The sequence below is a fragment of the Chryseobacterium tongliaonense genome (assembly GCF_041224435.1).
GTDB classification, from domain to species: domain Bacteria; phylum Bacteroidota; class Bacteroidia; order Flavobacteriales; family Weeksellaceae; genus Chryseobacterium; species Chryseobacterium tongliaoense.
The window spans coordinates 38,772-50,097 of the sequence record NZ_JBGFFD010000014.1 but is presented as its reverse complement, the minus strand read 5'-3'; the positions used below and the strand labels follow the sequence as shown (position 1 = coordinate 50,097).

Here is an 11,326-nt window from a genome sequence, read left to right as displayed (position 1 = left end):
CATTGAATGAATCAACTTTTCAGAAGGAAAAACTATTCAGAAACAGATACATCTACCAGTCTTTTAAGGGTTTTAGGTGTTTGGGATATCGTTTTTTTTGGTATTGCGGCCATTATTGGAGCCGGAAGTTTCAGCAGCTTAGGTGAAGCGGTTTTCAGAGGTGGCCCCGGAGTTATTCTGTTATATTTGATTTGTGGCTTTGCCTGCGGGTTTACGGCATTATGCTATGCTGAATTTGCAAGCAGGATTCCAACAGCAGGTTCTGCCTATACCTATGCTTATGCAAGTTTCGGAGAACTGATCGCCTGGATCATCGGATGGGCATTGATTATGGAATATTCTTTCGGAAATATCTATGTTGCTTTCTCGTGGTCAGATTATTTCACAAGCTTTTTAGAGCGTCTGGGAATGCATATTCCGGATTACCTCACCTGCAGCTATACTGAAGCGAAAAAGGCCTTCCTGAACGGTTCTGAAAACAAGGAATTGCTTAATGCATGGAAAACAGCCCCGTTAATCGGCAGTTTAAAATTCATTGTTGATATTCCTGCATTAGTGATCAACGGATTGATTACATGGCTTTGCTATATCGGAGTAAAGGAAAGTAAAAACTTCAATAATTCTTTGGTTATTTTAAAACTGGCGGTTATTGTTTTAGTTATTCTGGTAGGTTTCGCTTATATCAATACAGATAACTGGACTCCTGTAAATCCTGAAACACAGGTAGCTTCTTTCATGCCCAACGGTTTTGCCGGCGTGATGAGTGCGGTTTCCGGGGTTTTCTTTGCATATATCGGTTTTGATGCGTTAAGTGTGCTTTCCGAAGAAACAAAAGATCCTCAAAAAACGTTACCGAAAGGGATGATCGTTTCCCTGGTATTGTGTACGGTAATTTATATAGCCCTGACATTGGTACTGACAGGTATGGTGGATTACAGAAAGTTCGATGGCATCGGAGATCCGCTTTCATTTATATTTGAAAAATCAAATGCCAATGTAGCCTGGATGGAACTTGTGGTTTCATTTGTAGCCATCGTTGCGATCACTACCGTATTGCTGGTATTCCAGATGGGACAGCCAAGAATCTGGTATGCAATGAGCCGTGACGGATTAATGCCTGAAAAATTTAAAACCGTACATCCGAAATATAAAACCCCTTCTTTTGCTACCATCATCACCGGTATTGCAGTGGGCGTTCCTATCCTGTTTACGGATAAAACCTTTATTCTGGATTTTACAAGTATCGGAACCATCTTCGCTTTTGTACTGGTTTGTGCGGGAGTATTGATGCTTCCTGAAAAAGAAAAGATCAAAGGCAGGTTTCACCTTCCTTATATCAACGGCAAGATCATATTCCCGGTAATTTTTATCGGTGGAATCATCGGCTTCTATTTCTGGCAACCGGAGTTTTTCCATAACCTGATGGATTGGAATGATCCTAAAGAAGGTGAATTCAGAGCTTCTATCTTTGTTTTCATTATCATCAACCTGATTCTGTGTGTCTTTACTTTTATTAAAAACTTTTCTTTAATTCCTTTAATCGGTTTAAGCTCTTGTTTATATCTTCTTACGGGAATGAGCCATGAAAACTGGTTCTGGTTCGGATTGTGGTTTGCGATAGGCCTTGTGATCTACTTCTGCTACGGATACCGAAACAGTAAGCTGGGAAAAGAATCTGTTTAAAAGACAATAAATAACGGAAAGGCTTAAAAGTCGGTTCAAAATATAAAAAAAGGTAAATTCGGGACTTCCGGATCTACCTTTTTTGCATTTAAAGATTGGCGGAATAATTGCTTTCAGTTTCACAGAAACTTTAAACTAATACCGCCATGTCTGAAAGAATAAAAAACTACAGTGAATTTTATCAATTCTACCTTACTGAGCACCGCAAGACGGGCACCCGCATTTTTCATTTTATAGGAACGCTGCTTGTATTTGCCGTAATTGCGTATGTGATCAATTCAGGGAAAGAAAGATTTTTATGGTACGTTCCGATTTTCGGTTATGGTTTTGCGTGGTTCAGCCATGCTATCATTGAAAAGAATAAACCGGCTACTTTTAAATATCCGCTTTGGTCGCTGATCTCGGATTTCAGGTTATTTTTTGAGCTGCTGATCGGGAAGCAGAAGTTTAGTGGAAATTAGATGTTCCGTCACTTTGAATAACACGGTGGAAGTGAGTGTGCCGAGGATCATTTGTAAGCAAAACTGATTTATTTAACCATGGATTTTACAGATTTGCACAGATGATTAAGATTGTTATTTACTTCAATTTTTACAAGCCACAATAACTTAATTGTAAAAGTTTTTTATATGATTTTTTGCAGAATTTACCCGAACTGATAACGGTTTTTCATAAATAAAACAGTTTCGGCGGGGTTTGCTTCGCAAACCCCGCCGAAACTCAATCTTTAAATATTAAACATTGAACCTTAAACTTTAAACCCTAGACTTTATTTAAACTTCTTTTTAAAGCTGAATTTAAGCCGGTTCATTAATCCCGGTTCAATAATATCAATACCTAAACCGAAATTGCTGTCTGCCACAGTATGATGCGCCGTTCTGAAAGCTTCAAAATCATTCTGGGGAATTTCCAGATTTACCAGAGGCTTGTAATCGATATATACTGTCGCTCCGTTTTTTGAAACTTTTTTGCGACTCGTAAAATCAAAATACGGATTATTGATGGTACTTTCCTGTACCGTATACTTCTCTTCCGTATCTATTTTCTGGTCTGTATAGAGACTGATTTCGTATTTCTCACTGTCAAAATTATGCCAGAAAGGTAAGTCTTTATGCATAAAATCCCTGGCGCTCGCCTTCACAACATTCCGGTCAAAATACATCAGGAATCGGTTTTTCTGCTGATCTGTATAATATGGGTTTTCAATAGTTGCCGTATATTGAATTTTAAACTCATTCAATTTTTTATCATCGCTTACAATATCGATGGAAGCGTCTTTGAAAATATTCCTCACATCAGTTCCGTTTCTGTCGTTAGAATAGTTTAAGCTGTAGAACAGGAAGTTATTCCAGCTGTCAACAATTTCTCTTTTGTTGGTATTTTTAAAATACCTTCTCATGGCATTGGCACGGTTTCCCCTGTAAGTTGTTGATAATTTTAATTTCCCTGTAGTATTCTGGGCATTGAAATCTACCTTTTCATCAATACAGTAATAAGGGAATCTGAATGGTTTTCTTTCCTTTAATTCCTGATCACGTTTTACTTCGAGGTAATGCATAAAATAAGTCGCACCTCTGTTTTCAATCATCCCGAATTCATCACGGATCGTGGCATCTACAAAATATTCTTCCCCTTTATAATCTACCTTTACAATCACATGGTTAAATGTAAGCAGAGACGGAAGGTAATATTTGATATAAAAATCTGTGTGGAAATTCACCAATACTACAGAAGCATTGACACCTATATAATCTAAAATAATTTTTAACAAAACACTTTTTGCTTTGCAGTCACCCTGCTTATTTTCATAGGTCACTGCCGGTTCCTGTGGCTTATGCCCGTTCATTTCATCTGCATTGAAAATATAGTAGATGTTATTCTGTACATATTCAATGGCAAACTGAAGCTTTTCATCCTGATCAGTGATCGCATCCAGTTTCTGAACCAGATTCGGAGCAAATTCCTGTAAGCTTGATTTACTGTAAATCTCTTCATACATCGGAGCTATATAATTGGATAAATCTTTCCAGTTGCTTTCCGTGGCAAAATCTATAAAAGGAAATATCTCGCGGCTTGCATCCACCGGATTGATATAATCTTCCTCTTCAATCACAAACCGCTCTCCTTTCTTTAAATAATTAATTTCCGGTTCCAAAACATTTCCCTTCTCATCTCTGAAAAACGTTTTTTTATAGGCAACTGGTTCTTCACGGTCATTCACAAACGTGAATTTAAAATTACCGTAAGCCCAATAATTATCAGGACTCACCCAAACGTATTTGGAAAATTCCTTTCTTAAAAAATCACGGTCTGTAAAAGCTTTCACACGGGAATCTTCAAGGATTAAAACATCATACAGTCTTAAATCTTTGATGGTAATGTTGATCTTTTTATTACTGCTAAGGATTCCGCCACTGCTTTGATTTTCACTGTCTAAAACCTTGATTTTGGTATCCGGAATCTTATCGATTAAAACACCTTCCCTTAAAACACTGATCCTGTGAATATGGTATACTTCATTTTCTTCCACGACAATATCCATCACCGAAGCCCGCTCTAAATTGGACGGCTCATTAAGAGTATAAGCCATGCATACATATTCATTGTTTTCTTTATTGCTGGTGTAGTAGATTTTATCAAGAAAATAACAGTAATCTCTTCCTTCGCTTATCTGCCTGTTGGAAAAATCAGATTCTTTTATTTTTTCAATAAGCTGCTGATCATCAACATTTGTCGCCCAGGGTTCAGGCTTTTGAATTTTATAATTCTCAATTTGAATTGGATTTTCCATATTATAATTTTACTATTTATGTTTATTTGGTATAAATACTTACAGGGGGTTGAAATTAAAGAATAAAAAAATAAAAAACAAGAGTAGAACAACGATGATTTTTATAAATCACGGCACGGTAATTGTCGGGTAAGATTAAAATCAAACTTATGAAAAGTATAACAACAATTCTAAAGGGAGCTCTTCCTGTTGTAGCATTTTTAGCTTTTACCCAATGTACAACTTCGGCATCTGCTTCCGGGGGAGATGAAAAAACCTTTATTGTAGGACCTCAAACGGTAGACTGTACAGGAGTTGCTCCGATGAAATGTCTTCAGGTAAAAGAAAATGCTTCTGAAAACTGGACTAATTTTTACAGTAATATTGAAGGCTTCACGTATGAGCCCGGCTATGAATACATTTTAAAAGTAAAAACTGAAAAAATTGAAAACCCGCCTGCTGACGGTTCTTCCATTAAATATACTTTAGTGAAACAAGTTTCAAAAACAAAAAAATAAGTATACAATATATAAAAAGAAAACCTCCGGGTCCGGAGGTTTTTTTATTGGAAATTTTAATGTTCGTGGTCTTTTGCCGGCGGCGGATAATTTCCTTTAGTAGCCTCTCCTACGGTATTGGCGGTCGTCATTGCTACCACTAAATCATTGAGCATTCCGCTGGCAGCCGTCGGGGAATTAGGCAATAGCACAAGGTTACTTCTGTTGCTCGCTCCTACCGAATGTAAAGTATCATAATGCTGCGTAACAACGATCAGGGCCGATGCTTCGTGAGAATTGATATCTACATTATTCAGCATTCTTACAGATTCTTCAAGGCCTTTTGCAATTTCTCTTCTCTGATCAGCAATCCCCTGTCCCTGTAGTTTTTTAGACTCCGCTTCTGCTTTGGCTACGGCAACAATTCTGATTCTCTGAGCTTCAGATTCGTATTCTGCCGCTGTTTTTTCTCTTTCGGCAGCGTTGATTCTGTTCATCGCATGCTTTACCTGCTCATCGGGATCAATATCCGTTACCAATGCTTTAATAATATCATATCCGTAGCTCTGCATCGCTTCCTGAAGCTCTGCTTTCACGGCAATAGCAATATCATCTTTTTTTAAGAAAACATCATCCAGCTTCAGCTTCGGCACCTCAGCTCTCACAACATCAAAAACATAGGATGTAATCTGGTCATGCGGACTTTCCAGACGATAGAAAGCATCGGCCACCTGGGTTCTGATCACCTGAAACTGCACGGAAATTTTCATTTTCACAAAAACATTGTCCAGTGTCTTGGTATCGATCATCACATCAAGCTGCTGAATTCTGAGATTCATTCTTTTGGAAATCCTGTCAAGATAAGGGATCTTAAGCTGCAAACCTGCATGGCGTACAGAATGAAACTTCCCTAAACGTTCAACAATGGCTGCTGTTTCCTGCTTTACCGTAAAAAAAGAGGCAAATAAGGTAACAAGCCCGATGAAAACAATAATGCCTAAGTATGTCATAGTATAAAATTTTATTTGATTAGTCGTATAAAATACGGGTTTGTTAATTTTTCATACTATAATTTCATTAAAATTACATCGTCATTCCGATATCAATTCCTTTAATTTTCCTGTAAAGGTCAGTGGCATAGTTATCTGTCATTCCAGAAACAAAATCAATCACTCCAAGCACTTTCTGATATTCTGATCCGTTTTCATAAACAAACTGGTTGGGAAGCAGTTTCAAAGCCATTTTATCATAAGATTTCCTTTCTTCTTTAGATTTCAGAATAGAAGGGATAAAATGATCCAGTAATTCATACATTACGTTGTAGCCCGCATTTTCAATCTCTACTACAGCTTTATGATTGTAGATTTTCTCGATCGAAAAACTTTCAATATCCTGTAATGTTTTGTTATCCGATTTATAAATATCCAAAAGCGCTTTATCTAAATTTCCTTCAAGAATCGTTGTGAAATTCTGCTTGTATAATTCAATGGATTTATTGATTAAAGCATTGATCACCTTAGCTCTCAGATAGGAAATCTTTTCATTATCATTACCGATAGAATCCAGCTTTCTTTTCACCCGGTCTACATCATCCGTTTCGGATTTTACCAGCTCAAAAAACAGGTTTTTACAGTCGGCAGTGGATACAATACCCAATCTGTGGGCATCTTCCATATCGATAATATTATAACAGATGTCATCGGCAGCTTCCACCAGCCATACAAAAGGGTGTCTTTTAAAAATATGAGGCTCTTCACTTTCAGAAATCAGCTGTGTTGCTTTTGCGATTTCTAAAAAGGTTTCTTTTTCATTTTGGAAAAAACCGAATTTCTTTCTGTGGATAATCCCTTTTTGTTTGGCAATGGCTTCACACGGATATTTAGCGATGCTTGCCAGTGTGCTGAATGTAAGCTGAATTCCGCCCTGATCTTTACCCTGTTGCTGATGGGCCAGTACCCGTATTGCATTGGCATTTCCTTCGAAATTAACAAGATCTGCCCATTCTTTTTCGGAAAATTTAGGCTTCAGATCTTTTTCATTTTTTTCAAAATAACTTGCAATCGCATCTTCTCCCGAATGACCGAATGCAGGATTTCCAACATCATGGCACAAACATGCAGCAGCAATTACATTTCCTAAATTATGAAGATAAAAACTCCTGGAATCTTCTGTAAGGTCGCTTTTAAAAGTTTCGGAAATAAATTCTCCGATCACACTCCCCAAGCTCCTTCCTACTGATGAAACCTCCAATGAATGCGTAAGGCGGTTGTGTACAAAAACACTTCCGGGAAGAGGAAAAACCTGTGTTTTGTTCTGTAGCCTTCTGAAAGCTGAAGAGAAAATAATTCTGTCAAAATCTCTCTGAAAATCAGTTCTTGAAGCTATAGTATTGGGGTTATTTCCTGTACGCTGATTGGTGAAAATCCGGTTTAAATTCATCATTCGCCAAAATTACTTCAAATTTTACTTTTACGGAATACTATTTGAACTTTTATAGAAAAATAAAGCTATGCCAGAAGGTCCTTCCATACTACTTATGAAAGAAAGCCTGCAACCATTTGTAGGCCGTAAAGTAATTGATGCCAACGGGAATGCAAAATTCGATAAAGACCCGTTAAAAGGTAAAATCCTGCATGAAATCCGTACTTTCGGAAAACAGACGTATCTTGTTTTTGATGACATTTGCATCAGAATTCATTTGCTGATGTTCGGTTCTTATGGTGTTGATGAGCAGACAAAGCCAGACAAAAGTCTAAGATTAGCCCTACATTTTGAAAAAGGAGCAATGTACTTTTACACCTGTTCTGTAAAGACCGTTGAACCGGAATTTCTCAATACAATCGATTGGAAAGCCGATGTACTGAGTGATGACTGGAGTCCTGAAAATGCAGAAAAAAAACTGAAGGCAAAGCCTGGAATGATGGTTTGTGATGCCCTGATGAACCAGGATATTTTTTCCGGCGTCGGGAATATCATTAAAAATGAAGTACTTTTCAGAATTGGAGTACAGCCTGAAAGTATTGTTGGAAATTTACCTCCGAAAAAACGAAAAGAACTGATCGCTGAAGCCAGAAACTATAGCTTTGATTTTCTGGACTGGAAAAGGGATTTTGTATTGAAAAAACATTGGCTGGTTCACACGAAAAGTACATGTCCGAAATGTGGGGAAAAACTCATTAAGAAACAAACCGGACTTGGAAAAAGGCGGAGCTTTTATTGTGAAAAAGATCAGAAATTATATTAAAAATCATGTTTTTAAAAGCGAGAAAATGTTTTACATTTATAAAAGTTTAAAAACGATATAATGACTGATAAAACCTGGCTTGACCGATGGGATGAAAGATACAGCAATGAAGAATTTGCCTATGGCACAGAACCCAATAATTATTTAAAAACCCAACTGGAAAAACTCAATCCGGGCTCTATTCTTTTCCCGGCTGAGGGTGAAGGTCGAAATGCCGTTTTTGCCGCTCAACTCGGATGGAAGGTTTCTGCTTTTGATATCAGCTCTGAAGGGAAAAACAAAGCATTACAACTGGCAGAAAGCAATAATGTGAAGATCGATTATCAGGTAGGCGAATTACAGACTCTGGATTTTCAGGAAGGGCAGTTTGATGCCATTGCACTTATTTATGCCCACTTCCCTGCCGAAATTAAATCATCCGTTCATAAAATGCTGGATCAATACCTGCGTAAAGGAGGCTTTATTATTTTTGAAGCTTTCAGTAAAAGCCATCTCGATTATGTTTTAAAGAATGAAAAAGTGGGTGGTCCTAAAGATATAGATTCATTATTTTCCGTCGATGAGATCAGGTCCGATTTTCCTGACTATGATATTATAGAACTGGCAGAAACCGAAACAGAACTTCAGGAAGGCTTATTCCACAACGGAACAGGCTCAGTAATCAGGTTTGTCGGACAAAAGAAATAGTGATGTCTTATTTCTGAAAGTTTACAGATCGGTATTAAGGAATCCGCCTGCATATTTTGCAAAAAACTCAGATTTATAAACTTCACCCAACGGAACTTCCGAGTCACCGATGTAAATATTATGACTGTCGAATGAGTCGATATAATCAATATTTACAACATAAGATTTGCTTACCCTTAAAAATGAATCTGACGAAATTTTCTGATGGATTGTTTTCAGGTTCATGGCTGTGATCAGCTTTTGATTTTGGGTATGAATGACCACATAATCTTTCAGCCCTTCTATCAACTTTATCTCTGAAAAATTGATTTTATAAAACCTTCTTTCTGCTTTGATGAATAAAAACTCAGATGTATTGGATTCAACCGTATTTTTTACCGTGTCTTTTGATAACAGCTCAGTGTAAAGCACTGCTTTTTCTATAGATTTTTCCAGTCTTTGCTTATCAATAGGCTTTAACAGGTAATCTATGGCATCCAGTTCATAACTTTTCAGGGCATATTGTGAATAGGCTGTCGTGAAAATAATGAGCGTGTTTTTCGGCAGCATTTCAGCAAATTCCAAGCCGGTCACCAAAGGCATTTCAATATCCAGGAAGATAAGATCAACTTTATTTGTTTTTAAAAAATCCAGTGCTGACGGGGCATTGGAAAATTCTCCAAGAATCTCAATTTTTGAAACTTCATTAATCAGCGAGCGCATTTCTGCTCTTGCCAATGGCTCATCATCTACTATTATACAATTCATACAGGAATAATTAAATTAATGATATATTCTTTTTCTGTGGAAATTATTTCCAGCTTATGGGTATCTTCATATAAAAGCTCGAGCCTTCTTTTAATATTGGCTAATCCTAATCCGCTGTAATGTTCATCTGAAGCAGGATAATCCGGATCGCGGGAATTCCAGCAGACGAAGTAGAGCTTCTGATTCTGTATTTCAATATGTATGTTCACACTGGATTCTTTATTACTCATATCTACACTGTGCTTCACAGCATTTTCTACGAAGGTGGTAAATAAATTCGGCGGAATAAAAGTGCTGTTAAGGATTCGTTTATCGGTTTTGCTTTCGATTTCAAAAGAGAAATTTTCTCTTCTTATTTTTTCCAGATTAAGAAAGTTGGATAAAAAATCGATCTCTGAAGACAGCAATGTTTTTTCTTCTCCGTTTTCATACAACTGGTATCTTAAAAATTCGGATAATTTAACGATAACCGTCGAGGCTTTTTCAGGGTCGGTTCTTATCAGAGCTTTTACATTATTTAGCATATTAAACAGAAAATGGGGGTTGATCTGATTGCGCAGTTCATTAAGCTCCATATTCAGAGTAAGATTGCTGAGTTCAACGATTTTCTTATTATCCCGGGTCCATTTCTGGAGTAATTTTACAGTAGTACTGATCAGAATAATCGGGATACACATCATAATGCCTTCGTACATTCCGCCCTTACGGCCAATATTTTTCATCGCTTCTATCTTATAGTCTGAGAAATAGTGATTAAAGCAATAGCCTATAAAATTCAGCCCGATAACTCCCATTAAAACCAATAAAAAGAAATAGGTCGTGTACCGGGTTTTAAAAAAGAATAAAGGCACCAGTATGTAAATATTTATGTATACCATAATGATCAGTGAAGTATACACAAAGAACAAAACATAGTATTTATAGATTCCTGAATACCAGCCCCAGAAACTGGTAAAAAACAACAGCAGAAAAAAGAAGATCAGAAATACCACATGACGCAAAACCCGATACCGGTCTTCTACGAGAAAATCGATAACTATTGCATTTTTCAATTCCTGTGGGCTACACTTCATATGATCTGAACGGGTTTTAAAGAAAGACAAAAATATCTAATAACGGAAATAAAGGGTATAATATTATACAAACCCGGGAATTTATTATACCAAAAATTTCGACTCCGGATTTTGTATAAAATATCATCCGTTTCGTATAAAAAAATAAATATAAGAAGGAATTCTCTATTCCTTTGCCCTGTTTAATTTATCATCTATGGACCTAGCCGTTTTCCAGGAACTAACTGAAAAGATAACATTGGAGTGTTTCTTTATGACCGATTCACAGCAGGAAGAAAAAGTAATTCAACTTATCGATCTGCATCATTTTGTAGAATGCTACAATTCAAAGATAAAGATCTTTGATTACCTCCATCATTCCGTTAACATTATTGAAGAAGACGGCATTAAAAAAGGAATTTTATTTTATGACCTGAAACATTCAATGCCTTTGGATTTAAATGCCTGTGAAGAATTTAAAAAACGGCAGCATTTACAGGAGCTATGGTTTGTTTTTGTAGAAGAAGAAATGAACCGGGATTCCAGTCGTCACACTGATTTTATCATCGAAAACAGCATCGAAATTTTCTATGATAAAATATTCCTTTTCAATTTTTTCCAGTCAGTAATTAATATCCTGAAATAA

The 11,326-nt window shown here is 36.8% G+C and carries 11 protein-coding genes; 6 read left to right on the top strand and 5 right to left on the bottom strand.

Translation table 11 applies throughout. From position 1 onward, the window contains the following. Nucleotides 1-6: 6 nt before the first annotated feature. Together AB8P06_RS19730 and AB8P06_RS19725 are read left to right on the top strand one after the other, a co-directional pair. Nucleotides 7-1,683 carry an APC family permease gene (locus tag AB8P06_RS19730; protein WP_369844218.1) on the top strand — a complete coding sequence of 559 codons (1,677 nt, stop codon included), beginning with the start codon at nt 7-9 and terminating at the stop codon, nt 1,681-1,683. Nucleotides 1,684-1,829: 146 nt separating this feature from the next. Continuing rightward, nucleotides 1,830-2,144, top strand: coding sequence for an Mpo1-like protein (locus AB8P06_RS19725; protein ID WP_369844216.1), 315 nt, complete (start codon nt 1,830-1,832; stop codon nt 2,142-2,144). Between the two features lie 308 nt (nt 2,145-2,452). Here AB8P06_RS19725 and AB8P06_RS19720 read toward each other — a convergent pair whose 3' ends face one another. Further along, nucleotides 2,453-4,474, bottom strand: coding sequence for a hypothetical protein (locus AB8P06_RS19720; protein ID WP_369844214.1), 2,022 nt, complete (start codon nt 4,472-4,474; stop codon nt 2,453-2,455). A 149-nt stretch (nt 4,475-4,623) separates the two neighbouring features. Between AB8P06_RS19720 and AB8P06_RS19715 the strand changes: the two genes are divergently transcribed. Beyond that, the gene (locus tag AB8P06_RS19715; RefSeq protein ID WP_369844212.1) at nt 4,624-4,971 is read left to right on the top strand and encodes a DUF4377 domain-containing protein; all 348 of its coding nucleotides are present in this window, start codon (nt 4,624-4,626) and stop codon (nt 4,969-4,971) included. 56 nt (nt 4,972-5,027) lie between these two features. On the opposite strand, the gene AB8P06_RS19710 is transcribed toward AB8P06_RS19715, so the two are convergent. Further along, a complete protein-coding gene (locus tag AB8P06_RS19710; RefSeq protein WP_369844210.1) occupies nt 5,028-5,960 on the bottom strand; it encodes an SPFH domain-containing protein in 933 nt (310 codons plus the stop codon). A gap of 73 nt (nt 5,961-6,033) precedes the next feature. Next, the gene (locus tag AB8P06_RS19705) at nt 6,034-7,389 is read right to left on the bottom strand and encodes a deoxyguanosinetriphosphate triphosphohydrolase (protein ID WP_369844236.1); all 1,356 of its coding nucleotides are present in this window, start codon (nt 7,387-7,389) and stop codon (nt 6,034-6,036) included. Between the two features lie 70 nt (nt 7,390-7,459). Between AB8P06_RS19705 and AB8P06_RS19700 the strand changes: the two genes are divergently transcribed. Next, nucleotides 7,460-8,194 carry a DNA-formamidopyrimidine glycosylase family protein gene (locus AB8P06_RS19700; protein WP_369844208.1) on the top strand — a complete coding sequence of 245 codons (735 nt, stop codon included), beginning with the start codon at nt 7,460-7,462 and terminating at the stop codon, nt 8,192-8,194. Nucleotides 8,195-8,254: 60 nt separating this feature from the next. Then, entirely contained in the window at nt 8,255-8,881 is a 627-nt protein-coding gene (locus AB8P06_RS19695; RefSeq protein ID WP_369844206.1) for a class I SAM-dependent methyltransferase, read from the top strand. A gap of 21 nt (nt 8,882-8,902) precedes the next feature. On the opposite strand, the gene AB8P06_RS19690 is transcribed toward AB8P06_RS19695, so the two are convergent. Further along, nucleotides 8,903-9,628, bottom strand: coding sequence for a LytR/AlgR family response regulator transcription factor (locus AB8P06_RS19690; RefSeq protein ID WP_369844204.1), 726 nt, complete (start codon nt 9,626-9,628; stop codon nt 8,903-8,905). Next, a complete protein-coding gene (locus AB8P06_RS19685; protein ID WP_369844202.1) occupies nt 9,625-10,701 on the bottom strand; it encodes a sensor histidine kinase in 1,077 nt (358 codons plus the stop codon). The genes AB8P06_RS19690 and AB8P06_RS19685 overlap by 4 nt, the downstream gene beginning before the upstream one ends. Nucleotides 10,702-10,897: 196 nt before the next feature. On the opposite strand from AB8P06_RS19685, the gene AB8P06_RS19680 reads away from it, so the two are divergent. Next, complete coding sequence (locus tag AB8P06_RS19680; RefSeq protein WP_369844200.1) at nt 10,898-11,326, top strand: hypothetical protein; 429 nt, start codon at nt 10,898-10,900, stop codon at nt 11,324-11,326.

Bases quoted from the DNA above. Each gene is read 5' to 3' on its own strand.
- AB8P06_RS19720 (WP_369844214.1), bottom strand. From the start codon at position 4,474: ATGGAAAATCCAATTCAAATTGAGAATTATAAAATTCAAAAGCCTGAA.
- AB8P06_RS19680 (WP_369844200.1), top strand. From the start codon at position 10,898: ATGGACCTAGCCGTTTTCCAGGAACTAACTGAAAAGATAACATTGGAG.
- AB8P06_RS19690 (WP_369844204.1), bottom strand. From the start codon at position 9,628: ATGAATTGTATAATAGTAGATGATGAGCCATTGGCAAGAGCAGAAATG.
- AB8P06_RS19725 (WP_369844216.1), top strand. From the start codon at position 1,830: ATGTCTGAAAGAATAAAAAACTACAGTGAATTTTATCAATTCTACCTT.
- AB8P06_RS19715 (WP_369844212.1), top strand. From the start codon at position 4,624: ATGAAAAGTATAACAACAATTCTAAAGGGAGCTCTTCCTGTTGTAGCA.
- AB8P06_RS19685 (WP_369844202.1), bottom strand. From the start codon at position 10,701: ATGAAGTGTAGCCCACAGGAATTGAAAAATGCAATAGTTATCGATTTT.
- AB8P06_RS19695 (WP_369844206.1), top strand. From the start codon at position 8,255: ATGACTGATAAAACCTGGCTTGACCGATGGGATGAAAGATACAGCAAT.
- AB8P06_RS19710 (WP_369844210.1), bottom strand. From the start codon at position 5,960: ATGACATACTTAGGCATTATTGTTTTCATCGGGCTTGTTACCTTATTT.
- AB8P06_RS19700 (WP_369844208.1), top strand. From the start codon at position 7,460: ATGCCAGAAGGTCCTTCCATACTACTTATGAAAGAAAGCCTGCAACCA.
- AB8P06_RS19705 (WP_369844236.1), bottom strand. From the start codon at position 7,389: ATGAATTTAAACCGGATTTTCACCAATCAGCGTACAGGAAATAACCCC.
- AB8P06_RS19730 (WP_369844218.1), top strand. From the start codon at position 7: ATGAATCAACTTTTCAGAAGGAAAAACTATTCAGAAACAGATACATCT.